This is a genomic window from Actinomyces provencensis (assembly GCF_900155435.1).
Classification (GTDB): Bacteria; Actinomycetota; Actinomycetes; order Actinomycetales; family Actinomycetaceae; genus Pauljensenia; species Pauljensenia provencensis.
This window is the reverse complement of sequence record NZ_LT700212.1, coordinates 1,629,513-1,652,208: the sequence shown is the minus strand read 5'-3', so window position 1 is coordinate 1,652,208 and position 22,696 is coordinate 1,629,513. Positions and strand designations below refer to the sequence as shown.

20 protein-coding genes are annotated in these 22,696 nt (G+C 65.4%); 15 read left to right on the top strand and 5 right to left on the bottom strand.

Annotation, left to right across the window (positions count from 1 at the left end):
- Nucleotides 1-115: 115 nt before the first annotated feature.
- Nucleotides 116-1,162, top strand: coding sequence for an alpha/beta hydrolase (locus tag BQ9890_RS07330; protein WP_075890467.1), 1,047 nt, complete (start codon nucleotides 116-118; stop codon nucleotides 1,160-1,162).
- Between the two features lie 409 nt (nucleotides 1,163-1,571).
- Nucleotides 1,572-3,074: a sugar transferase gene (locus tag BQ9890_RS07325; protein ID WP_078062306.1), complete on the top strand. Its 1,503-nt coding sequence runs from the start codon at nucleotides 1,572-1,574 to the stop codon at nucleotides 3,072-3,074.
- 242 nt (nucleotides 3,075-3,316) lie between these two features.
- Here the strand turns inward: BQ9890_RS07325 and BQ9890_RS07320 are convergent, their stop codons facing one another.
- From BQ9890_RS07320 to BQ9890_RS07310, 3 genes are all read right to left on the bottom strand, one after another.
- On the bottom strand, nucleotides 3,317-3,577 hold the full coding sequence (locus tag BQ9890_RS07320; protein WP_075890465.1) for a hypothetical protein: 261 nt from the start codon (nucleotides 3,575-3,577) through the stop codon (nucleotides 3,317-3,319).
- A complete protein-coding gene (locus tag BQ9890_RS07315) occupies nucleotides 3,574-3,804 on the bottom strand; it encodes a hypothetical protein (protein ID WP_075890463.1) in 231 nt (76 codons plus the stop codon). Before BQ9890_RS07315 ends, BQ9890_RS07320 begins: the two co-directional genes overlap by 4 nt.
- Nucleotides 3,805-3,921: 117 nt before the next feature.
- A complete protein-coding gene (locus BQ9890_RS07310) occupies nucleotides 3,922-5,514 on the bottom strand; it encodes an aspartate:alanine exchanger family transporter (protein WP_075890461.1) in 1,593 nt (530 codons plus the stop codon).
- Between the two features lie 396 nt (nucleotides 5,515-5,910).
- Between BQ9890_RS07310 and BQ9890_RS14805 the strand changes: the two genes are divergently transcribed.
- Nucleotides 5,911-6,270, top strand: a complete 360-nt coding sequence (locus BQ9890_RS14805; RefSeq protein ID WP_078062305.1) for an excalibur calcium-binding domain-containing protein — start codon at nucleotides 5,911-5,913, stop codon at nucleotides 6,268-6,270.
- Between the two features lie 103 nt (nucleotides 6,271-6,373).
- On the opposite strand, the gene BQ9890_RS07295 is transcribed toward BQ9890_RS14805, so the two are convergent.
- The gene (locus BQ9890_RS07295; RefSeq protein WP_075890457.1) at nucleotides 6,374-8,596 is read right to left on the bottom strand and encodes a beta-galactosidase; all 2,223 of its coding nucleotides are present in this window, start codon (nucleotides 8,594-8,596) and stop codon (nucleotides 6,374-6,376) included.
- A 253-nt stretch (nucleotides 8,597-8,849) separates the two neighbouring features.
- Here BQ9890_RS07295 and BQ9890_RS07290 point away from each other — a divergent pair, with 253 nt between their 5' ends.
- The 4 genes from BQ9890_RS07290 (at nucleotide 8,850) to BQ9890_RS07275 (ending at nucleotide 13,396) form a co-directional block, all read left to right on the top strand.
- Complete coding sequence (locus tag BQ9890_RS07290) at nucleotides 8,850-10,634, top strand: acetolactate synthase large subunit (RefSeq protein ID WP_075890455.1); 1,785 nt, start codon at nucleotides 8,850-8,852, stop codon at nucleotides 10,632-10,634.
- 5 nt (nucleotides 10,635-10,639) lie between these two features.
- Entirely contained in the window at nucleotides 10,640-11,152 is a 513-nt protein-coding gene (gene ilvN, locus BQ9890_RS07285; RefSeq protein WP_075890453.1) for an acetolactate synthase small subunit, read from the top strand.
- 2 nt (nucleotides 11,153-11,154) lie between these two features.
- On the top strand, nucleotides 11,155-12,180 hold the full coding sequence (gene ilvC, locus BQ9890_RS07280) for a ketol-acid reductoisomerase (RefSeq protein WP_075890451.1): 1,026 nt from the start codon (nucleotides 11,155-11,157) through the stop codon (nucleotides 12,178-12,180).
- Nucleotides 12,181-12,343: 163 nt separating this feature from the next.
- Nucleotides 12,344-13,396 carry an NAD-dependent epimerase/dehydratase family protein gene (locus tag BQ9890_RS07275; RefSeq protein WP_075890449.1) on the top strand — a complete coding sequence of 351 codons (1,053 nt, stop codon included), beginning with the start codon at nucleotides 12,344-12,346 and terminating at the stop codon, nucleotides 13,394-13,396.
- Nucleotides 13,397-15,219: 1,823 nt separating this feature from the next.
- On the opposite strand, the gene BQ9890_RS07270 is transcribed toward BQ9890_RS07275, so the two are convergent.
- Nucleotides 15,220-15,945 (bottom strand): helix-turn-helix domain-containing protein, encoded by a 726-nt coding sequence (locus BQ9890_RS07270; RefSeq protein WP_230297868.1) that lies wholly within the window; start codon nucleotides 15,943-15,945, stop codon nucleotides 15,220-15,222.
- 143 nt (nucleotides 15,946-16,088) lie between these two features.
- Between BQ9890_RS07270 and BQ9890_RS07265 the strand changes: the two genes are divergently transcribed.
- The 8 genes from BQ9890_RS07265 to BQ9890_RS07235 all read left to right on the top strand — a co-directional run bounded on the left by BQ9890_RS07265 (nucleotide 16,089) and on the right by BQ9890_RS07235 (nucleotide 22,653).
- Nucleotides 16,089-16,457 carry a carbohydrate ABC transporter permease gene (locus tag BQ9890_RS07265; protein ID WP_230297867.1) on the top strand — a complete coding sequence of 123 codons (369 nt, stop codon included), beginning with the start codon at nucleotides 16,089-16,091 and terminating at the stop codon, nucleotides 16,455-16,457.
- A 289-nt stretch (nucleotides 16,458-16,746) separates the two neighbouring features.
- Nucleotides 16,747-16,890, top strand: coding sequence for a hypothetical protein (locus BQ9890_RS15640; protein ID WP_154671904.1), 144 nt, complete (start codon nucleotides 16,747-16,749; stop codon nucleotides 16,888-16,890).
- A gap of 109 nt (nucleotides 16,891-16,999) precedes the next feature.
- A complete protein-coding gene (locus tag BQ9890_RS07260) occupies nucleotides 17,000-17,236 on the top strand; it encodes a ribbon-helix-helix domain-containing protein (RefSeq protein ID WP_043533990.1) in 237 nt (78 codons plus the stop codon).
- Nucleotides 17,233-17,733 (top strand): PIN domain-containing protein, encoded by a 501-nt coding sequence (locus BQ9890_RS07255; RefSeq protein WP_075890447.1) that lies wholly within the window; start codon nucleotides 17,233-17,235, stop codon nucleotides 17,731-17,733. The genes BQ9890_RS07260 and BQ9890_RS07255 overlap by 4 nt, the downstream gene beginning before the upstream one ends.
- A gap of 362 nt (nucleotides 17,734-18,095) precedes the next feature.
- Nucleotides 18,096-19,973, top strand: a complete 1,878-nt coding sequence (locus BQ9890_RS07250; RefSeq protein WP_075890445.1) for a tyrosine-protein kinase domain-containing protein — start codon at nucleotides 18,096-18,098, stop codon at nucleotides 19,971-19,973.
- A 130-nt stretch (nucleotides 19,974-20,103) separates the two neighbouring features.
- Nucleotides 20,104-21,144, top strand: coding sequence for an LCP family protein (locus tag BQ9890_RS07245; RefSeq protein WP_195907644.1), 1,041 nt, complete (start codon nucleotides 20,104-20,106; stop codon nucleotides 21,142-21,144).
- A 218-nt stretch (nucleotides 21,145-21,362) separates the two neighbouring features.
- A complete protein-coding gene (locus BQ9890_RS07240; protein WP_075890443.1) occupies nucleotides 21,363-21,998 on the top strand; it encodes a TetR/AcrR family transcriptional regulator in 636 nt (211 codons plus the stop codon).
- Entirely contained in the window at nucleotides 21,991-22,653 is a 663-nt protein-coding gene (locus BQ9890_RS07235) for a TetR/AcrR family transcriptional regulator (protein ID WP_075890441.1), read from the top strand. The genes BQ9890_RS07240 and BQ9890_RS07235 overlap by 8 nt, the downstream gene beginning before the upstream one ends.
- The last annotated feature ends 43 nt before the right edge of the window (nucleotides 22,654-22,696 follow it).

Here is a 22,696-nt window from a genome sequence, read left to right as displayed (position 1 = left end):
CCTGCGGATGGTAGGTTTCCCCGCGTGGGTGGCCGGGCTGGTCGCACCGGGTGACGCGACCGGCGCAGGATGCCTGACGAGGGCGGTCCCGTGTCTTCCGGAGGGGGAGTGGCAGGTGCTGAAGAGGGTCCTTGCGCGCGTGGGCGCGGTGCTGGTGGCGCTGGTGGTGACCCTGGCACTGTGGACGTGGCTGAGCCCATGGCCCTCGGTGCTCCTGATCCGCGCCATGTGGCCGGAGGCCACGACCGAGCAGGAGCAGGCCATGGAGGCACTCCGGCCCGCGGGCATCAGCGCCCAGCATGACGTGGTCGTCGACGCCACCGATCCCGACGGCCGCATCGACATCTACCGCCCCGAGGCCGCGGGCGAGGCAGCCCTGCCCACCATCGTGTGGGTCCACGGGGGAGGCTTCGTGACCGGCACCAAGGATGGGATGGACACCTACCTCGACCACATCGCCGCCGCCGGGTTCACGGTGGTCGCCGTGGAGTACACCGTCGCCCCCAACGCCCAGTACCCCCGACCCGTCCAGCAGGTGACGCGGGCCGTGGACTTCCTGGTCACCCACGCGCAGGAGTACGGCGTGGACCCGGATCAGATGGTGCTGGCCGGGGACTCCGCAGGCGCCCACATCGCCGCCCAGACCGCCATGGCGATCGCCCAGCCCGGCTACTCCGAGGACGCAGGCCTGGATCTGCCAGAGCTGCCGGACATCCAGGCGAACAGCGACCTGCAGGCGACCGTGCTGTACTCCGGGGCGTTCGACATGACGCTCATGAAGTCCTCGGAGGGCATGGGCAGGTGGATGGTCCAGACCATGCTGTGGGCCTACACGGGGTCCAAGGACCCGGCCTCGGACCCCCACCTGGAATGGGCCAGCCTGCCCCAGCACGTCGACTCCGACTTCCCTTCGTCCTTCATCTCCACGGGCCCGGCGGATCCACTGTTGGCCCACTCGGAGTCCATGGCTGACCACCTGGAAGCACAGGGCGTCCAGGTGGACACCCTGTGGTTCCCCGACGCCCCGGACACCATCGGTCACGAGTACCAGATGGATCTGCGCACGCCCCAGGCGAAGGAGTCCATGAAGGCGCTGCTCGCCTTCCTGCGCGCCCACTTGGACACGCCCGTGCCCCTGGAGGCTCCGGCCGATCTGTGGTGAACGGGATGTGGGCTACCACACATGTGGCCCAATGGGAGGGTGTTCCTCTCGTAAGAGGGGAGTGCGATCGAGCCCATTGGTGAGTAAGCAGTCAGGTGAGGTGGTTCGGTCAGGATTGCCAGCTCGGAGCCGCGCTCCTCGCCGCCCATCATATGGAGGTGCGTGATCAGCCTGCGTAGATGTCGCAGGCCGGGGTACCTTCCGAGTGGTCAGAGTGCAGGCAGTTCACTCCAGCACTTGCCGTTTGGGCTCTCCCGGAGCGCCCTTCTGAGCCGATCGCTCAGTAGACGGGACACTTCGGCCGTGAGCGTGGTCATGGATGTGGGTCTCACTTGTGAACCCTTGGAGGTGCACACGGCCCCGGATAATCTGGTTGCTGTTCCCAGAGACCACTCAGGCGAGGAGTGCGATGACGACCCTGCAGCGCAGACCGACGGTGCCGGAAGAACCCGCGGCTCAGCCGGGGGAGCACGGACGCACCTCGCCGATCCGTGGCTTCCAGGGCTTCCTTGCCGCTGGGGATCTCGTCATCATCGCCTTGTCGGTGACCGCAGGCCACCTGCTCAAGTTTGGGTTCAACGACCCGACCATCCAAGATTCCTCCGGGACGATCTCGCTGAGCTACCTGCCGCTCAGCATCGGCCTGGGCCTGATGTGGTGGCTGATGCTCAGTGCGTTCCACACATACCGTCAGCGACTCCTGGGGTCGGGCACGGAGGAGTACCAGCGCGTCTTCCAGGCGACGTTCCTGGTCTTCGGCACGCTTGCCATTGCGTCCTATCTCTTCAAGGCGCAGGTGGCTCGTGGGTATTTCCTGGCTGCTTTCCCCATCGGTTTCATGGGGTTGGTCCTGTGGCGGTGGCTCGCTCGCAAGAGGTTGATCCAACTGCGTCGTAGGGGAGAACTGACCAGCCGAGTGCTGCTCCTGGGAGGCTCACAGACCGCAACGGACATGGCTCGCGAACTTCGACGCAGACGCGATCTTGGTATGTCCGTGGTGGGAGCCTGTGTGGCAGGAGCAAGTCCTGGGCGCACCCTCAGGGGGAGCAACGTTCCTGTGCTCGGTGGTACCGGCGACGTGGCGGCGGCTCTGGACAGGCTTGAGGTGGACACCCTGGTCGTCACCGGGTCGCCGGACCTGTCGGCACAGGAGGTGCGCAGACTGAGCTGGGAACTCGATCCGGCCCGTGTTCACCTGGTCTTGGCCCCGAGCATCGTTGATGTCGCTGGCCCGAGGATCAATCTGAGACCCGTTGACGGACTCTCACTGGTCGAGGTCGCGATACCGCGCTTCGATGGGAGCAAGCTTGTCCTGAAACGCGCGTTCGACCTTCTCGCCGTCCTGCTTCTCTCGGTGGTTGTCGTGCCCGTGGGCTTGGTAGTGGCGGCGTGCATCAAGCTGGACGACGGAGGACCTGTGTTCTTCCGTCAGGCCCGCGTTGGTCTGAGCGGAAGAGAGTTCGGGATGTGGAAGTTCCGCTCCATGCGCACTGACGCAGAGCGGGTACTGGAGCACCTCCGGCGTGAACAGGGCCTGCAGGACGCGGGCAACGAGATCCTCTTCAAGATGAAGGACGATCCGCGTGTGACCCGTGTCGGTCGCGTGATCCGCGCGCTCTCCCTGGACGAGCTCCCCCAACTCATCAATGTCTTGGTGGGAGACATGAGTCTGGTCGGGCCCAGGCCGCCGCTTCCGCGGGAGGTCTCCTCGTACGAGGCCGACGTCATGCGCAAGTTCATGGTGAAGCCCGGCATCACAGGCCTGTGGCAGGTGAGCGGACGCTCCGAGCTCTCCTGGGAGGAGTCCGTGCGTCTGGATCTCTACTACGTGGAGAACTGGTCCCTGACCGAGGACATCCGCATCCTCTTCCGGACGGTGAAGGTGGTCTTGGCAAGGGACGGAGCATACTGAAGGCCTGCCCGCGATGCCGGGCAGTGGAGAGCCTACCGGGGCGTCAGCCGGTAGCAGGCTCGCTGTCCGGTCTCTCTCCTCTTGGATGCAAGTGATTGTCCGCGCGTCTGGACCTCTCGGATGTGGCGACCTGCGTGTGGGCTGTTGGCATTGGCATCGTCGTCCGCGCCATGAAGGTCGGAATCGATCGCGTGAGTGCACCAAGGCAGTGGGCCAACAAGAGGTCGTGGCCAAGCAGAGGCTCAGTGCCCGTGGGGGAACACGGCTTCGATGCGGGGACCTCCCAGAGTCCAGAAGATTTTGTAGGGCCAGCGCTCCGGTACGGCTGAACGCATCACGATGCCATCCGCAGTGGTGATGGCAGAGGCACTCGCGCGTGCGATGTGTGGTGCATCGAGGATGTCCTCGCACAGTTCGGCGAGGTCAGCATAGAGATCAGGGTCCGTGGCTTCGATCCGGTCGAGCTGGTTGTTGGCCACCTGGGAGTAGCCGATCCCAGTCATCGGCGGCGTCGTGTCACAGTGCTGGATGCTGCGGCCTGTGCCAGCAGCTCCTGCAGCTCAGGCGTCTCATCGTACTCGGACTGGGCGTTGGTGATGACCTTCCCGGGTTGCAGCAACAAGCTGCCATCGGGGTTCTCGCGTACGACGAACATCTGGCGAGGGCGTCCGGGAAGGACGACGCGGCTACGCGCGTCGGTCTCAGCGATGTACGGGGCGGTGGATGTCATGTCCCCAGCATAGGTGCGTTGCCCACAATGGGCAATACCCACATCCCTGCCTGTGCAGCCAATGTCGTAGACCTCCGTAGGTTGACGGTGGCCCATCCGGTCGCCCGGGTGCCATCGTCACAACCCACCCAACACCTGCGCCACCAGGATCTTCCCGATCATGGCCACCGGGTAGACCAGCGCGTACCCGAGCGCCACGCGCGGGTCCGCATTGGTGCGCGAGTTCGCAAACGCCAGCACCGCGGGCTGCGTCTGGGAGCCGGCGATGAGGCCCGACAGCTGCGTGCCGCCCATCCTGAACAGCCACCGCATGACCGAATAGAGCCCGACAGCCATGACGGTCGTCATGAGCACACCCAGCACCAGGATCTTCCACCACGTGCCCGACGTGAAGGCCTCGATGATCTGGCCTCCGGCATTGGCGCCGGCCTGGGCGAGAAACACCAGCAGACCGAACTCGGCCAGCACCTGGCAGGCGGTGTAGGGCAGTGCCGTCACGACCGGGCCGATGCGTCCGATCTTGCCGAAGATCAGGCCGACCACCAGAGTGCCGGCTGCGGACCCGATGGAGAAGTACTCACCCGTGGGGGTCAGGATCTGGGCCTCACCCAGCAGGATGCCCAAGGCCATACCGACGCCCAGGGCGATGGGGTTGAGATCGGTGAGACCGCGGGTGGAGTCCCCGAAGAACTTCGTGATCTCCGCCATCTTCGAGGTCGGCGCCACCACGCGGACGCGGTCACCTTCCTGGAGGACCAGGTCGGGTTGGGCGATCATGTCGACGTCACCGCGGCGTACCCGCGAGATGGTGCCGGAGAAGCGGGTCGCGAGGTTCAGGTCCCCGACGGTGCGTCCCGCCACCTTGGGGTCCGAGATCGTCATGCGCCGGAAGTCCAGGTAGGTGCGGTCCTGGATCAGGGAGTGTGAGGAGGAGTGCCCCAGTTCGGTGGCAGCCTTGGCCACCAGTTCCCGCGGGCCGACCACGGTGATGAGGTCACCGGGGTCCAGGGTGTCCGACATGGAGGGACGCGTGATGGGTCCCTCCTCACCGCGGCGCAGGCGGGAGAAGGTGACCTTCTGGCCGAGCTTCTCGTACACGTCCCCGACGAAGGGGTGGTCCTCGCGTTCCACTCGGATCGTGCGGTTGGCCAGGGGGCTGGGGGCGTCGGCGTCCTTCTTGCCATACGACAGCGCCGCAGTCGCGGCTGCCAGCATCCCGATGACGCCGAAGAGGTAGGCGATCGAGTACCCGACGGTCGCGGCCCCCAGGTCCCCGGAGGCCTGCCCGGCAGCAGCCAGTGCAGGTGTGTTGGTGAGGGCACCGGCGAAGGTGCCGGAGATCAGCGCGGTCGACATGCCCAGCGACTTGCCGACCCCCATGCCGACGGCAGCGACCAGCACGTAGAGCACCACCATGGCGACGATGGGGCCGAGTGCGCTCTTGATGTTGTGGAAGAACGACGCCCCGGAGTTCACACCGATCGCGAAGGCGAACAGTGCCAGGCCGAGGACGCCGAGCTCGCGGGTCACGCGCAGTTCGATGTCGAAGGTCTGCGCCCACGCGGCCATGGCGATGGCGAAGAAGAGGACGGCGGCTGGCCCCAGGCTGATGCCGCGCAGCTTGATGTGGCCGAAGGCCATGCCGATGCCGATGAGGATGAACAGGAACAGCACGGGCTGTTCGGAGAGGAAGGTGAACACCGAGGTCACAGCGCAGACTCCATCGTGAGGGGAGGGATCCCGAGGGTACGCGGACAGTATGTCAGCACACCCTCGCGACGAGGGCGGCCCATCGTCCCAAGTTCACCCGTGGTTGCCCGAAACCCCACGATCCGACTGAGGTCCCTGTCGTCTGTGGGCCGTCGGACATAGCCGCGGAACACCATCACACACAGGGGAGTCCCATGAAGGTTCCACGCATTCCGCTCAGACGCGTCCGCATTCCGTTCGCGCCCATCCGCACCCATGACGTTCCCATTGCACTCCAACCGGACCCGCCCCGGGAACCAAGGACGAAGTCGCCGGTGCGCCGCTTCGCTCCGGTGATTGCGAGTGTCGTGGCCTTCTTCCTGGGTGTGGCCATCGGGTCCACGCCCAGCAACGCGGATGGTGCTGCTGCCGCGTTGGTCGCCTCCCCGTCGCCCGTCCCGACGGTCACAGTCACTGCGACTGCCCGGCCGAGTGCCACCCCGACCGTCACTGCGACCGTCACTGCGACTGTGGGCCACGCCTGAGCCTGCGCCCACCGTGACGGTGACCGAAGCCGCGCAGGTCGAACCCGAGGTGCAGCAGCAGGACGTCCAACAGGGAGTGGTGCAGCAACCTGCCGCTCCCGCGGAGCCGGCAACCGCTTACTACCAGAACTGCACAGCGGCGCGAAATGCGGGTGCCGCGCCTCTGTACGTCGGGGACCCCGGCTACCGCAGCGGGTTGGACCGCGACGGCGACGGCATCGCCTGCGAGTAGGAGCTGTCAGGCGATGCTCCACCGTCCGGGCCTTCCAGAGGATCGGGCGGTGGAACTCTCCACGAGTTCCCCTCAGGTGGTCCGTGGCGCCCGGGGGTCGACGCTACTGTGCGACCACCATCCCCGACCGCGGTGCCAGCACCACGTGCCCCGTGCACTGGGCTCCTGAGACCAGGTCGGTTCCCACCACGCCGGACACCTCCACGGCCCGGTCCCCGTGGTTGAGCAGGAACAGGATGTCACCGCGTCTCTGTGCCTCCACTCCGTCGGGCAGACCGTCCACCACGGGCCTCACGCGGGCATGTGCCGCGAGCACCTGCACCAGGGCCGCGCGCGAGGGCGCATCCAGGTCGCAGGCCACGTACCAGGCGCCTCCCGCAGTCCCGGGGCGTTCCGGTTCCTCCTCCGCAGATCCCACCTCGGGAGCCGCTGTCACGGTCCGGTGCGTGATGGCGGGCAGTCCCGCCAGGTCCACGCCGCCCCCGCGTCCGTCGAAGGTCGCCACCACCTCGACGCCCACCAGCGGGAGATCACCGGGATCCCCCTGCTCGGAGACCTCCCCCAGTGGTGCCAGGACCTCCGCCCACATCCCCGCCCGCAGGTCGGGTGTGGGGGTGGCGATGCGCTCCAGGGACCGGGTCAACGAGGGCGACTCCGCGCTGATCCCCGTCCACGTGCAGGCACCCGGTGTTCCCACGGCACGGCTCAGCCGGTCGACCAGGACACTTCGCGAGTCAGCCGGCAGCCCCACCGGGCCTGTGAGCGCTGCATGGTCCACCACACGCACTCCCAGCAGCTCCCGGAAGGATCCCAGGTAGCCGCCCAGGACGGCCTCCATGTGCACCCCCACCACGCCGGTGGGGCCGGTGACCAGCACCTGGGCACCGCCAGCTGCCACGCGCTCCAGCTCCGAGGCCAGCCCGGGGCGGTCCATGAACAGCCCCGGCACCACCACCAGGGAGTAGCCCTCCAGGTCCGACTCCGCTCCGACCACGTCGACGGCGATGCCCGCCTCCCAGAACGTCCTGTGCCAGGCGCGGGCCTGGGCGAAGGGCTCACCAGGGTTCGTGGGGCCGATGGCTGCTACGCGCGCCCACTCCGACTCCCAGTCGATGACCACGGCCACGCGGGCCTGGCTCCGGGTCCCGATGACGTCACCGAGCCGGGAGAGGACATCACCCACCTGCACCACGTCATCCCAGGTGCGGGAGGCTGCACCGGCGTGGGGCACCATCCCGGAGTGGAACGTCTCGGCTCCCTGGCGGGACTGGCGCCACTGGAACTGCAGGACCCCGTCCGCACCATGTGCCAGGCGGGCCAGTGACCACAGCAGGTACTGCCCGGGACGCTTGGGGGAGTTGCGTGTCCGCCACTGGACGGCATTGGGGGCCTGCTCCATGAGCAGCCATGGGGCGCCGTCGCCCAGACCGCGCATGACGTCGCCCTGCCAGGCGATCTCGTGGGCGGCGGCAGGATCCGCAGGATCCGGGTAGGAATCGTCCGAGATGACGTCCAGCTCCTGGGCCCATTTCCGGTAGTCCAGCCAGGGGAACGCGCCCATGAAGTTGGTGGTGACCGGCCGGTCCGAGTGTTCACGGATCGCCGCGATCTCCCCACTCATGCAGCCACGGATCTGGTGGTCACTGAAGCGCCGCCAGTCGAGCATCTGGGCCGGGTTGTGGAAGGTCGGCATGGCGGCCGGCGGCGTGATCTGGTCGAAGCTGCCGTAGCGCTGCGACCAGAAGTCGGTCCCCCACGCGGCATTGAGTCCTTCGATGTCCACGTACCTCTCCTGCAGCCAGACCCGGAAGTCGGTGGCGCACACATCGCAGAAGCACTCGTGCACGTGGCAGGCGTACTCATTGCCCACGTGCCACAGCACCACACCCGGGTGGTTCCCGAACCTGCGGGCCAGCTCACCGGCCAGGGCCGTACTGCGCTCGCGGTACACGCGAGAGCTCGGGCAGTACTGCTGCCGGGACCCGAAGCCCAGGCGTACGCCCCGGGCGTCCACGGGCAGGGACTCGGGGTGGTCGCTCGCCATCCACGCCGGGGGAGAGGCCGTCCCGGTCGCCAGGTCCACGTCGATACCCGCGCCGTGGAGGCGGTCGATCAGGGCACCCAACCAGTCCAGGTCATAGGTGCCCTCGGCGGGCTCCAGTCGCGCCCAGGAGAAGATCCCCAATGACACCAGGGTGACGCCAGCCTGCTGCATGAGCTCGATGTCGCGCTCGACCACCTCTTCGTCCCACTGCTCAGGGTTCCAGTCGCCCCCGTAGCTCGGAGTGGCGGGTGTGAACCTGCGGGACACGACGCTGTGGGGCACGGGGACTCCTCCTGGGGCAAGGGCGGCGGACACAGAGATGGTATCGAAGGGTGAGACACCGGCGTGTCACGTCAGGGAGGACCGTACCGTGGTCCTCGTGTTCGAGATTCACGCGGTTCGACTCGCTCGCCTGATTGTAATCAGGCGTGCGACTCCTGCCGTCTGACACGGGTGGATCGCACGCCTCGTCCCCACGCATCCGCGGAGGGGATTTTTTCATGGGACAACACCACCCACGCGAGAGGACACCGCAGTGAAGGACGGCACCCACCCGAATGACCACACCGCTCCCGCAACACAGATGACCGGGGCGGCCGCCATCGTCGCAAGCCTGGAGGCACTGGGGGTGACCGACGTGTTCGGAATGCCCGGCGGCGCCATCCTCCCCACCTACGACCCGCTGATGGACTCCTCCATCCGCCACATCCTCGTCCGCCACGAGCAGGGCGCCGGACACGCCGCCGAGGGCTACGCGATCGCCACCGGCAGGACGGGTTGCGCGATCGTCACCTCCGGCCCGGCGGCCACCAACACGCTCACGGCGCTGGCGGACGCGAACATGGACTCCGTCCCGATCGTCGTCATCACGGGCCAGGTCGGGGCATCATTCATCGGCACCGACGCCTTCCAGGAGGCCGACATCGTCGGGGCCTCCATGCCACTCACCAAGCACTCCTTCCTGGTCACCGACGCCCAGGACATCCCCGCCCGCATCGCAGAAGCCTTCCACATCGCCTCCACCGGCCGCCCCGGGCCCGTCCTGGTGGACATCACCAAGTCCGCCCAGAATGCGGAGATGACCTTCTCCTGGCCGCCCGCACTCGACCTGCCGGGCTACCGCCCCGCCGGCAAGCCCCACATGAAGCAGGTGCGGGCCGCGGCGGCTGCCATCGCCCAGGCCCAGGCACCGGTCCTCTACATCGGTGGTGGCCTCATCCGCGCCGATGCCGCAGCAGAGCTCGCCGAACTCGTGGCACTCACGGACGCTGCTGTCGTCACCACGCTCACCGCCCGCGGTGCCTTCCCGGACTCCGACCGCCACAACCTCGGCATGCCCGGCATGCACGGCACGGTCGCGGCGGTGGGAGCCCTGCAGCGCGCGGACCTCGTGGTGGCCCTCGGTGCGCGTTTCGACGACAGGGTCACGGGCAAGCTGGAGTCCTTCGCCGAGCGGGCCACCGTCGTCCACGTCGACATCGACGCCGCCGAGATCTCGAAGAACCGCGTGGCCGACGTCCCCATCGTCGGGGACCTCAAGCTGACACTCGCCGCCCTGCTCAAGGTCCTCCCCGCAGCCCAGGAGAAGTACGGCAAGTCCGACCTGTCCGGCTGGTGGCGCTACCTGGACCGCCTGAGCAGCACCTACCCGCTGGGATGGACGGAGCCGGAGGACGGGCACATGGCCCCCCAGTACGTGCTCTCCCGCCTGAGCGCATTGGCAGGCCCCGACGCCATCTTCACGACCGGTGTCGGCCAGCACCAGATGTGGGCCGCCCAGTTCATCGACTACGAGCAGCCCCGCCACTTCATCTCCTCCTCAGGGCTGGGCACCATGGGCTACTGCGTGCCCGCCGCCATGGGCGCCCAGGTCGGCCAACCCGACGCTACCGTGTGGGCGATCGACGGGGATGGGTCCTTCCAGATGACCAACCAGGAGTTGGCGACCTGCACCGTCAACCACATCCCCATCAAGGTCGCCCTCATCAACAACTCGGTGCTCGGCATGGTGCGTCAGTGGCAGTCGCTGTTCTACTCCCAGCGCTACTCCAACACGGTCCTCAACCCGGACGAGGGCGAGCAGATCCCCAACTTCGTGATGCTCGCCCAGGCCTACGGCATGGCGGCACGCACGGTCAGCGACCCCGCAGAGGTCGACGAGGCCATCGAGTGGGCCATGGGCATCAACGACCGGCCAGTCTTGATCGACTTCCGGGTCTCCAAGGATGCGATGGTGTGGCCGATGGTGGCCGCAGGCGTCTCCAATGACGACATCCGCTACGCCAAGGGATTGGCACCGACCTGGGACACAGAGGACTGATCACCATGGCACCCATGCACACCCTCTCCGTCCTGGTGGAGAACAAGCCCGGCGTCCTCACCCGCGTTGCAGGCTTGTTCGCCCGCCGCGCCTTCAACATCAAGTCCCTCACGGTGGGGGAGACCGAGTTCCCCGCAGTTTCCCGCATGACCATCATCGTCGAGGCCGACGAGCTCCCCTTCGAGCAGGTGACCAAGCAGCTCAACAAGCTGATCAACGTCATCAAGGTCGTCGAACTGGAGGCCGAGGCCTCCGTCGAGCGTCGCCTGATCCTGCTCAAGGTCCGCGCCGACGAGTCCCGCCGCACCGGCGTCCTCCAGGTGGTGGATCTGTTTAGGGCACACGTCGTGGACGTGCAGCCCGAGACCGTCGTCATCGAGTCAATCGGCTCGTTGCAGAAGCTGGAAGCGCTGCTCAGGGCCCTGGAGCCCTACGGCGTCAAGGAAATCGTCCAGTCGGGCGCCGTGGCCATCGGCCGCGGGCAGCGCTCGATCACGGATCAACTGAAGGAGAAATGACAATGGCCGAGATCTTTTACGACGACGATGCAGACCTGAGCGTCATCCAGGGCAAGAAGGTCGCCATCATCGGGTACGGCTCCCAGGGTCACGCCCACGCGCTGAACCTCAAGGACTCCGGTGTCGACGTGGTCGTGGGCCTGCGCCCCGGCAGCTCCTCCTGGGACAAGGCCGAGAAGGCCGGCCTGCGGGTCTTGGACGTGCCCGAGGCCGTCGCCGAGGGTGATGTCGTCTCCATCCTCCTGCCCGACCAGGTCCAGCGTTTCGTGTACGCCGACCAGATCGCCCCGAACCTCAAGGAGGGTGCCGCGCTCCTCTTCGCCCACGGCTTCAACATCCGCTATGACTACATCACCCCTGCCGAGGGCCACGACGTCATCATGGTCGCCCCCAAGGGCCCCGGTCACAAGGTGCGTGAGTCCTTCGAACGTGGCATCGGCACCCCCGACGTCATCGCCGTCGAGGTCGATGCCTCCGGCGCCGCATGGCCGCTGACGCTGTCCTACGCCAAGGGCATCGGCGGCACGCGCGCCGGAGTCATCAAGACCACCTTCACGGAGGAGACCGAGACGGATCTCTTCGGTGAGCAGGCGGTGCTGTGCGGTGGTGTGAGCCACCTCATCCAGGCGGGCTTCGAGACCCTGACGGCTGCTGGCTACCAGCCGGAGATCGCGTACTTCGAGGTCTGCCACGAGATGAAGCAGATTGTCGACCTGATCAACGAGGGAGGCATCACAAAGCAACGGTGGTCCTGCTCCGACACCGCGGAGTATGGTGACTACATCTCGGGCCCGCGCGTGATCGATCAGCACGTGAAGGACAACATGCGCGCGGTCCTCGACGACATCCAGGACGGCACCTTCGCCCGCCGCTTCATCGCGGACCAGGACAACGGTGCTCTGGAGTTCAAGGCCCTGCGCGCAGAGGAGGAGTCCCATCCGATCGAGAAGACCGGCAAGTTCCTCCGCGCCAAGTTCGGCTGGACCCAGCAGGACGAGGACTACACGGACGGATCTGCGGCTCGCTGACCAAGGATATGGATTGGATGAATCCAACATCAAGCGGAGCAGTTGGCACGGCAACCTGCCGGTGCTTCGCTCATGTAGTGTCCGAAGCGGTGGCTGGGGCGAGGAATTCTTCTAGCTTTGGCCGCCACACAAGGATGGTTTTAGAAGGCAGATTGGGAAGCTTATGTCCAGAACGTGCTTGGTGACTGGCGGAGCGGGATTCATAGGCTGTGCAGTCTCTGGTGGTCTTGCCGACGCATTCGATAATGTGATCGCGATGGACTGTCTCCACCCTCAGATTCACGCGGAAAGAATACGTCCCCGCGATCTTGATGATCGAGTGGATCTGCGGATGCTAGATGTCACGAAACCAGAAGACTGGGACACGATTCTAGGTGACACGCATCCAGATGTGGTTCTCCACCTTGCGGCTGAGACGGGCACTGGCCAGTCGCTACGAGAGGCAAGCCGTCATGCTGCGGTCAACGTCCTGGGAACAACCCGGATGCTTGACGCGCTGGTCAAGCATGATGCACTGCCCGAAAAGATTGTGCTAACTTCGTCGCGCGCAACGTACGGTGAAGGGTGTTGGCAAGACGGCGATGGGAATCGAGTATATCCTGGGCAACGAACCCATGCGATGCTTGAAGCGCAGCAATGGGACTTCGTGGGACTGACACCATTGCCACAGCATTCCAGTGAAGTTCGAGCCTCTCCTGCAAATGTCTATGCCGCGACGAAGTTCTGTCAGGAGAACTTGGTTGCTTCTTGGAGTGATTCATTCGGTGTCACTCCTGTGTTGTATCGACTACAAAACGTTTACGGGATGGGCCAATCGCTGACGAACCCATATACAGGTATTGTCTCACTCTTCGCGCGACTTGCGAAGGCGGGGGAATCTATCCCGGTTTACGAGGATGGGAAGATTATTCGTGACTTCGTCTACATTGACGATGTCGCTACCGCGCTAGTTGCAGGGGTTGTCAGATCAAACCGAGCCGCCTCGCCCTACGACATTGGCATGGGGCAGAAGACTACGATAGTGCAAATCGCGGAGAAGATTGCACAACGATATGATGCGCCACCACCGCACGTGACGGGAGAGTTTCGGGATGGAGATGTGCGCGCGGCTTGGGCTGATATTTCCGACTCCGCAAAAGCTCTGCAGTGGCAACCGACAGTCTCAGTCGAAGAAGGGATCGAGCGTCTTTGTCAATGGATAGACTCTAGAGATTAGGAGCTGGTTCCGGTATCGAGTTGGCGCAGAGGCAGAGTTGTGATTTGATGCTTTGATTCACTAGTCCGGTCAATTGCCGCTGCTAGTGTGAAGGATTGTCGGTGGGCCATATGGAGCAACTCCAAGTGCGCACGATTGCTCTCGGTGGAAATGAACAGGATCAGCCGGATGCGGTCCTCGGTCTATCTGTAGCGAATGGATCGGCGTAGTCTCGGCGAGAGTGTTAGGGAGATCCAAATGGGAGCGGCTCGATGGAACAATTGCAACAGACGCTATCTGTCACCCGGCTGTGAGAGGGACCGCTCGACGCCAGCAGGACCAGGATATTTCGAGTTCTTATCGGGCGTGGCCCTGCTTTGGGGGCGGCAGAGTCTGGCAGTGATGCCGCTAGAGGTTCCGATTCTGCTCATCTTGGTCTTCTTAGGGTTTGCTTCTCGAAAGCCCCATGAGAATCGGTTGCTCTGGATGCTGAGCAGCGTGTTTCTCGCGCTTCTCGCGTGGACGGTGGTTGTATCTCAAGTCAATTCTCAACCTTGGGCACAGCGAGCATTTCGCATGCTCCTATTGTTCCTCTTCGCCGCCACAATTGCGCAGGGACGGGTGCGGTGGAAGCCCTTGGTGGGCGGACTGTCGTTCGCACTGGTGATTGTAAACGTGTCTGCCTTCTACTTCCACGTAGCGCCCAACCGGTATCCGCCCTATCTGAGCGGTTATCTTGGCGACAAGAACGTGGCTGGGCTCTACTACGCAGTGTTCGGGATTCTGGGAATGGCGTTATACTCGTCGCGCCGGGCCAAGTTCGGACACTTTCTGTGTTTCGCTCTCCTCACCGCATTGACAGGTTCGCGGACGTCGATGAGCGCAATGGCCGTTGGAATGGCATGGTGGGGTCTACGCAATAGGGTGGATTGTGGACTTCGACTGTTGTTCGCGGCAGTTGGTATTGCCGCGTTAAGGATCGCAGAGTCGCGCTTTGCAAGGGTGTCAGTCTTCGTCGATCGCTCTGGCACAGATTGGTTTCGTAGCATGGTGGACCAGGCGACCGCGGAGAAACTAGCTACTTCGCCTTGGTACGGATCCGGTTTCAACACTGCTTGGGTGAACGTCTACGGGACGCGGTCAATTTGGTTCCACAACTCGTATGCGGCGCTTCGGGTAGAGGGCGGCGTGCCCCTTCTTTTGGGAATGCTCACTATCATCGTGGTGATGTGCTTAGGGATGTTGAGTGCGCGGCGTGCAGTACCGGCCAGGCTGCTTTGTGCTGAGAGTGCTTTAGTAGTGGTGCTCGTGTGCGCATGGAAGCTAGGCGAGGTTTTCTTCACGGTGCCGTGTTTCATGCTCATTGGAATCGCAATGTTTGAGAGGTATGGTCCAGCTGGGGGCGTTAGTACAAGCACAGCTGAAGAGAAGCGCGCTCCTGATCTAGGTTCCCGTGGACGCGTACAGTTCCACTCGGCAGGGGTCGAGCCAGAGATGAATGGGCGCCTGGGCTAGTAGGGCGCGTTTCCTTTTTTCCGACAAACGCTTGTTCCTACTTTCGGGTGGGGAAACTCCCCAGTTTCGACGTCCGGTACTGAGTGTGCTTGAAAGGATCTTCAGGCCCCGGTCGTGCCGGTTGTTCCTTGTCCCATGAGGGAGTTTTCCGGCTCTTCACGATCCAGGGTGTAGCGGGGGTTTGGGTCNAGCCGCTCGTTCACGAACAGGGCGGACGCTGTCGTCGTCCCGAGCTCGCCCTCACGCCGCCGGTCGTCCTGCCCTGCGGCGAACGTGTTCAGGCTGGCCTGCGCTTGCTCGAGGGTGAGGTCGTCGGGCAAGGTCCGCCACTAGCGCCCAGCGGCGGTGTGATTGTTCTTCTCGACCACGCCCTTCCTGTTCCCCGACCTCGGCCGGCAGACCACCGCGGTGACGCCGTGGTGCTTCGCGAACGCGGCGAACTGCGGGACCAGGTCGCCGGTGCGGTGGTCCAGGACCGTCCGCATCCGGTCGAACCGCCAGGTCTTCGTGAGCCCGCCCAGCAGGGCGAGCAGGGTCGTCATTGCGGCGAGCAGGTGCGGGGTGTCCATCGACGGGGAGATCACGCCCCGCCAGACACCCGAGTGCGCGAGCGACCCGACCAGGACATACGCGGTCTTGCGTCCGAACCCCCAATGCGCGGGCGGTTCGGGCATCTCGACCCAGTCGAACTGGGTCTCCTCCCCGGGCGGGTGCTCGATGACCGCGTTTGCGCGTTTGGTGACGTGCGCGCACGCGGTGCACGCCGGACGCAGCCCGCGGGCACGAATCTGCCGCGTCAGCGTCGGATACGACCCCTCGTAACCGAGCGGTCGCAGCTCGTCGAGCAGCGTCACCGCCCACAGGTGCGGGTCCTCGGTCAGTCTCGCGGTGGCGTAGTCGACGAACTCGTCGAACGAGTCCGGGATGGTGCGCTCACGCATCCCGGGCTGGCGTTCACCGTTCAGATACGCGCGGATGGTCTTGCGGTCATGGTTAGTGCGGCGGGCGATCTCGCTGATCGTCATCCCCTGCCGTTTCAGAGCGTGGATGTCCACGCTGCTCCTCTCTGAGAGCATGAGAACAGGGCCTTCCTCGGGCTGGTGTGTGGTCAGAGACCACCAGCATCGAGGAAGGCCCGCCTCATGCGGCGGAGCGACCCAGAGTGGGGAATTTCGATGAGCAGAACCGAGGAATTTCAGTGAGCGCCGTCATGGACTCGGTCCCCATCTCCCTGGAGGAGGCGGCCTGGGTCGATGGTGCCAGCGCCATGCAGACCCTGTGGCGGATCGTCCTCCCCCTCATGAAGCCGGGCCTCGTGGTTGTGTTCATCTTCGTGTTCACAGGTGCCTGGGGGAACTTCGTCGTTCCCTTCGTCCTGACCTTCGACTCGATGAAGCAGCCAGCCGCAGTCGCGATCTACAACTTCTTCGGCATGTACGGAACGATCGCGTACGGCAAGCTCGCGGCATTCTCGATCCTGTACTCGACGCCTGTCCTGGTGCTCTACGCGGTGATGCAGAAGGTGTCGGGGAACTCCTTCGCCCTGGCAGGCGCTGTGAAGGGGTGAGTCGCAGCTGAGGCGTGGACCCTTCTTGTCTGTCGGTCCGGGCGTGAGCCGAATGCGCACGGAGGGAGGTCCCTGGGGTCGTGGCATGTCAGCCTCGAGCCCAGGGGCCCGCCCTCGTGGAGAGTGCCCGCCCTCGTGGGTGCGCGGTCGGGTCTCCACTTCCGAGGGCAGCCTCCTCGCGCGATGCCACGTGTTGCACCTTTGACTGACGCCCCTCTGGCGTGGGGAGTGAAAGCACTGGGAGGAAGACAGAACACCCGCATCGGCACTTGCTGCGAACGAGACCATCATGACCACGACTGAGCAGGTCGGTACGCACACTCGGCTGAAGTCCGCCGACGTCCTCGCCATTTGGGAGGATCACCGTCGCAGTCGGCGCGAGGCGGCGCACAGGCTCCTCGATCTCGGCGATGAGCTCGGTATGCACAACTGACGAATGAACCTGCTCCGGACGCGGACAGCACATGAGGATGCAGCTTGTGTCCGACCGTTGCACATGCGTATGCAACACGCTAGATTGAAGGTCTCCGAAGGAGGTCATCATGCAGGCCAAGACCGTTGGGTTCGCAATCGACGAGTCGATGCGTCCCGATCTCGATGCTGTGGTCCAGCGATTCGCAGACGGGAACCGCAGTGAGTTCCTGCGTGTCGCGGTGCGCAGGTACAAGGCTGACATGCTGCGCGAGCGCCTCACCGATGTCCGTGAGGAGGCGAGAGCTGAGCGGGGTGGGAGGATCTACTCCCACGATGAGGTTCTCGCACTCATCGCCCAATCGTGAGCTCGGACGGCACACGGCTTGACGTCGTCTTCGACGTCAACGTCTACCTGGACTTCATTCTGGGCGCGGACGGCGCCTACCCACCAGTGCTGGACGTGGTGCCACCTGTGTCGGGCAACCACTCGGCTGATGCTCTGTCCATGGCTCTGGATGGCGGTTTTGCGTTGTTCTCATCGCCGCACGTCATCTGGAACATCAGGGACAAGATGCGTCGGGCCGGTCAGAGTGAACGACTGATCAGCCGCTTCCTTGAGCTTCTTGTGGACATCTGGGACAACTCTGCAGGCGCAGTCGTGGAACCCGAGGTGCTGGATTTCGGTCTCGCGGACTACGAGGAGAACAACATCCTGGCCCTCGCGATCGATCCGGGTGTGCGGGCGTCGATCATCGTCACGAGCGATCATCACCTGCTCGACGTCGGCCCCAACTGGCGCGGTGTCTGGATCTGCCGTCCACGGGACTTCGTGCAGGTGCTCACCCGCCATAGAACGCGGTGAGGCTATCCCGAGGGTAGGTGCCAGTCGAGGGGCGGGTCTGTGCGGTGGCGATGCTGACCCGATGGCCTCATCTGAGACGACGATGGAGGGGAGAAGTCCACTATGTCGCGTCCTCTCAGTGAGGTGTATAGCCGCCCTCTCGTGCCCGCGCGAGCGCAGGCGGGATCTGACGCACTCTGGGTCACAGGCTGCCACAGCTAGTTTCAGCAGGGGTTCTCAGTAGCGATTGCGGGCGTCTCCCAGAGAGGCGGACACCATGAATGGTCCCGTGGTGGAGCCATTCTTCTTCGCTAGAGTATGGACCGACTACATCCAGCAGTACGAGTGCCTCGCGCACCTTCACATCCTGACAGGACGGTTCCATGACCCTGGAGGACTTCCTCAAGCTCACCCGACGCCACCTCGGCACGATCCTGGTGTGCATGCTGGTCGGGGGAGTCGGAGCCTTCGGGCTGCTCAAGGTCACCCCGACCCAGTACACGGCGTCCTCCACCGCCTATGTGCGCGTGACAGTGCCCACCGATGACGGCACCGAGACATCCGCCAACGCCTACTACAACGCCTCCCAGCTGGCCACGCAGAAGGTCAAGGCCTTCGTGCCCGTCTTCACCTCCCAGACTGTGGCCCAGGCCGTCATCGACGACCTCAAGCTCAACACCACCCCCAGTGAGCTGGCCGGGCGCCTGACCGCCTCCAATGCCACCAATGCGCTGACCATCAATGTCACCGCCACCGCAGACACCGCCGACCAAGCACGTGAGATCTCCGATGCCGTGGTGGACAAGGCTGCCCTCCAGGTCAAGGAACTGGAGGGTGAGGACTCACCCGTCGGCGTGGTGCTCATGGCGCCTGCCGCGTTGTCGACAATTGTGGTGACGCCGAGCCCGATGAAGTACCTGGGGGCCGGGATCCTGGCCGGACTCCTGCTCGGGTACGTGATTGCGTTCGCCCGCACCACCCTGGACAAGCGTCTGCGCACAGTGGAGGACATCCAGACCCGTTTCGAGGCTCCCGTACTGGGAGTCATCCCGGCCTCTGACACCATCGCCCGATCGGAGTCTGATGATGCGAAGGATTTCCGCGCCTCGGAGTCCCTGCGCAAGCTGCGCACGAACCTGCGCTACGCGGACGTGGACCGGGAACTGCGCAGCATCGTCATCACCTCGCCCGTGCAGGGGGACGGCAAGTCGTCAGTGGCCTCGAACCTGGCCAAGGTAATGGCCGCTGCCGGGCAGGACGTGCTCCTGGTCGACGCGGACCTGCGTCGACCCACGGCGCGCAAGACCTTCGGTGTGGCCTCCAAGGTCGGTCTCACGCAGGTCCTGGTGGGAGCAGCAGGTTTGGAGCAGGCCATCAGCCGGACCGGCGTTGAGGGGCTCTCGGTGCTGCCCGCGGGCGACATCCCGCCCAATCCTTCAGAGCTGTTGGGTTCCCAACGCATGTCAGAGCTGTTGGCGTACCTGTCCCGCGACCACCTGGTCATCGTCGACGCCGCTCCGGTCCTGCCTGTCACGGATGCCGTCGTACTCGCCAAGCATGCGGACGGTGTCGTCATGGTGGCCGCGTCCGGATCGACGACCTCGGATGAGCTGGCGGGCGCGTTGGACGGCATCCAGCAGACCGGCGGCAAGGTGCTGGGCGTTGTGCTCAACCGCGTGGCCACCTCCAGGCTGGCCCACCTGAAGTACGGGGACTCCCAGTACGGGTACGGCTACGGGAGTACGTACGGGTACGCGCAGGCGACCGACGATGGCGCCAGCGGGCGCACGCACCGACCCGGACGGGACGCTCGCCCCGTGACGACTGAACGCTCCGGCCAGTCGGCCACCTCCGTTCCTCCGGCTCCCAGCGCCGCGCCGGCGGCTCCCCCTGCCACGCCGCCGGTTGAACGGACCGGCCCTGCAGTGGCCACACCGGCTGCGGCGCCTGCTGCCGAGGTCACCGGCCCCCGCGCATCCACTTCGAGCACGCCGGTCTCCCGGATCCCCGCCAGCCCCTCGGCACCACGGACGGCTACCGCGGGTGTTCCCGCCTCACGGCCCGCAACCACACCGCCCGTCACCACCAGGCGCGTCGGCACGTCCCAGCGCAGGCCCCAGCGCTCGGTCCCCGGGGACACTGCCCAGCAGGAGCAATGGGACAAGGTGGTCGGCGCCGAACAGGACAGTACTGCGCCCACGACACCGGCTGCGTCCACCCGAGGCGGGATCAAGTTCCCGCCCCTGCACGGTCGCAGCTGAGAGCCGCCCGCCCAGATTCGTGGGAGTGCGGGCGCGTCGCCCTCGTCAATCCGCGAAGCTCCCCAAGGCGGGATGCCCCCCGAGGGCGTGAACGTCGCCGGGGATGGGGCGCTGCGGGCATACTGACACCATGACGACACCGCCCAGCCGCACCTCCAGCCATGCCGAGAAGAAGGGCATGAGCGGGACCAGGAAGGCGCTGATCGCGCTGGGGTCGATCGTGCTGGTCGTCGTGCTGGCCCTGGTCGGCGTGGCACTCGGGATCCGCAGCTCCATCAACTCCCAGATCACGCACATCCCCAGTGCCCTGCCCACTGCGACGCGCGCGCCCCAGTCCGGCCAGAGCGGTGAGGAACAGTCCGGGGAGGTCGGGGACGCCGTCAACTTCCTGGTGCTGGGCTCGGACTCGCGGGAGAGCGGGGGAGACCCCACCGACTGGCAGTACGGCGGGCAGCGCAGCGACGTCATGATGCTGGTCCAGATCACCGGGGACAAGAAGGGCGTCAACGTCATGTCCATCCCCCGTGACTCCTGGGTGCCCATCCCCGACCACGGGACCGCCAAGATCAACGCCGCCTTCTCCTGGGGTGGGGCGCCGCTGACGGTGCAGACGGTGGAGAACCTGACAGGTGTCACCATCGACCACTTCACAATCGTGGACTTCACCAGTTTCGAGCAGATCACCGACGAGCTGGGCGGGGTGGAGATCACGACCGTCGACGGTCCCCAGCAGATGAACGGAAAGCAGGCGCTGACCTTCGTGCGGGAGCGCTACTCCCTACCAGGCGGGGACTTCGACCGGGTGCGCCGCCAGCAGGCCTGGATCAAGGCGATCATGGCGAAGGCCTTCAGCCAGGACGTGCTGACCAACCCCGGAAAGGTCACCCGACTCACCCAGATGCTGCTGGCCCACTCCGCGGTGGATGACTCCCTGAACTTCGACTCCATGGTGAAGCTGGGCCTGGGGCTGAAGGACCTGCGCCCTGCCGGGGTGAACTTCATGACCGCGCCTGTGAACGGGACCGGGACCAGCGATGACGGGCAGTCGATCGTGCTGCTCAATGACGAGTTGCTGGCCGGATTGTCGGCGGCGTGGCGGGAGGACCGGGTGGCTGAGTTCCTGGCGGAGCATCCTGAGGTGCAGACGCTGGGGAACGAGGCGGTGAACTGACGGAGTGTCGCCCTCGTGCGGGGTCACATGCGACGGGCGCTGGAGGATTGCCGCCCGCAGAACCTGCCCGCGAGCGACGGCGCCACCCTCGTGCCGGAGCACGGTTGACGGGCGGACGCGGTGCACAACAGACCAGACGGGCGGGGCGTCCGTCGATGCCCGTCCGGCAGGGTCGAAAGGTACGGGACTTCCGACCCAGTCGGTGTCATGATGGAGCGATGACACCACCGACACGGCGGCGCGCACGGACGCGCAAGAACCCGGAGGTTCGACTGGAGGAGATCCTCCGGGCCGCCATGAAGCTGTTCGGGGAGCGCGGTTTCTGGGGGATTTCCCTGCAGGACGTGGCCGATGAGTGCGACTTCACGGTGACCGGAATCCTCTACCACGTCGGCAGCAAGGAGGGTCTCATGGAGGCCGTCCTGGCCGCGATGGATGCCCGTCTGTTCACTGCCTGCGCCGACGAGCTGGGACTCGACGCCACGGGGTTCGAACTGGGCCAGGCGATCCGGGGAGTGACGATCGGGCAGCTGTTCCGGGTCCTGGTCCGCGTGACCATGGCAGATCCAGAGGCGGCCTTCCTCTACTCCGTCATGGAGAACGAGTCCACGGACCCTGTGCACCCGGCCCACGACTACTTCCGGGCGCGCGAACAGGCGGCGTTGGAGACCTATGCCGCGACAGTGCCCGAGGGCTTCGGGGACCCGATCGTGGTGGCGCGGACGGCCATGGGGCTGCTCAGCGGGTTGCACGTGCAGTGGTTGCGTGACCCGCACGGGGTGGATCTGATGGCGCTCTGGGACGAGATCGTCCGGGGAGTCCCGGTGCTGGAGGACGGAGAGCGACATGAGTGACGACACGGACGAGGTGAGCCCCCCTCGCAGGCGCACCCGGCTCAAGGCCGAGGCGCGTCAGGCGCAGATCCTCGCCGCCGCCCTGGACCTCTTCGGGGAGCGTGGCTACTGGGGGACGTCCCTGCAGGACGTTGCCGAGCGTTGCGACTTCACGGTCACGGGCGTCCTTTACCACTTCGGATCAAAGGAAGGACTGCTTCGGGCCCTTCTGGACAGCCGGGACCGGGCCTATATCCAGGACCTCCTCAGCCGACGCGGTGACGACGCCTCAACCTACCGTTTGGGCGAGACGGTCTCCGACGTGGACATGGCGACCATCTGCCGGATCCTGGTCCAGCTGTCGGTGGAGGACCCGGCGCGGACGCGTCTGTACTCGCGCATGGAGAACGAGTCCACCGATCCGCGTCATCCTGCTCACGACTTCTTCCTGCGGCGCGAACAGCGCCTGTTGGATGCCTACGAGGTCAACGTCCCTGACTCGGTCGAGAACGCGCAGGCCTGCGCGCGCATGGTCATGGCGCTGATCTCCGGTCTGCGTGTGCAGTGGCTGCGAGACCCAGAGGGTATGGACCTGCTGGAGCTGTGGGAGCAGGTGGTCGCCGGGATCCCGATGTTGCGGGGCGGGGCACTGAGGCGGCAGTCGGGGTGGAAGTGAGCGGGGCTGAGCTGCCCGTGCAGTAGTGGGCCGGCGGCGCGCT

Bases quoted from the DNA above. Each gene is read 5' to 3' on its own strand.
- ilvC (WP_075890451.1), top strand. From the start codon at position 11,155: ATGGCCGAGATCTTTTACGACGACGATGCAGACCTGAGCGTCATCCAG.
- BQ9890_RS07325 (WP_078062306.1), top strand. From the start codon at position 1,572: ATGACGACCCTGCAGCGCAGACCGACGGTGCCGGAAGAACCCGCGGCT.
- BQ9890_RS07245 (WP_195907644.1), top strand. From the start codon at position 20,104: ATGACGACACCGCCCAGCCGCACCTCCAGCCATGCCGAGAAGAAGGGC.
- BQ9890_RS07235 (WP_075890441.1), top strand. From the start codon at position 21,991: ATGAGTGACGACACGGACGAGGTGAGCCCCCCTCGCAGGCGCACCCGG.
- BQ9890_RS07240 (WP_075890443.1), top strand. From the start codon at position 21,363: ATGACACCACCGACACGGCGGCGCGCACGGACGCGCAAGAACCCGGAG.
- BQ9890_RS07315 (WP_075890463.1), bottom strand. From the start codon at position 3,804: ATGACATCCACCGCCCCGTACATCGCTGAGACCGACGCGCGTAGCCGC.
- BQ9890_RS15640 (WP_154671904.1), top strand. From the start codon at position 16,747: ATGACCACGACTGAGCAGGTCGGTACGCACACTCGGCTGAAGTCCGCC.
- BQ9890_RS07260 (WP_043533990.1), top strand. From the start codon at position 17,000: ATGCAGGCCAAGACCGTTGGGTTCGCAATCGACGAGTCGATGCGTCCC.
- BQ9890_RS14805 (WP_078062305.1), top strand. From the start codon at position 5,911: ATGGTGCTGCTGCCGCGTTGGTCGCCTCCCCGTCGCCCGTCCCGACGG.
- BQ9890_RS07275 (WP_075890449.1), top strand. From the start codon at position 12,344: ATGTCCAGAACGTGCTTGGTGACTGGCGGAGCGGGATTCATAGGCTGT.
- BQ9890_RS07320 (WP_075890465.1), bottom strand. From the start codon at position 3,577: ATGACTGGGATCGGCTACTCCCAGGTGGCCAACAACCAGCTCGACCGG.
- BQ9890_RS07250 (WP_075890445.1), top strand. From the start codon at position 18,096: ATGACCCTGGAGGACTTCCTCAAGCTCACCCGACGCCACCTCGGCACG.
- ilvN (WP_075890453.1), top strand. From the start codon at position 10,640: ATGGCACCCATGCACACCCTCTCCGTCCTGGTGGAGAACAAGCCCGGC.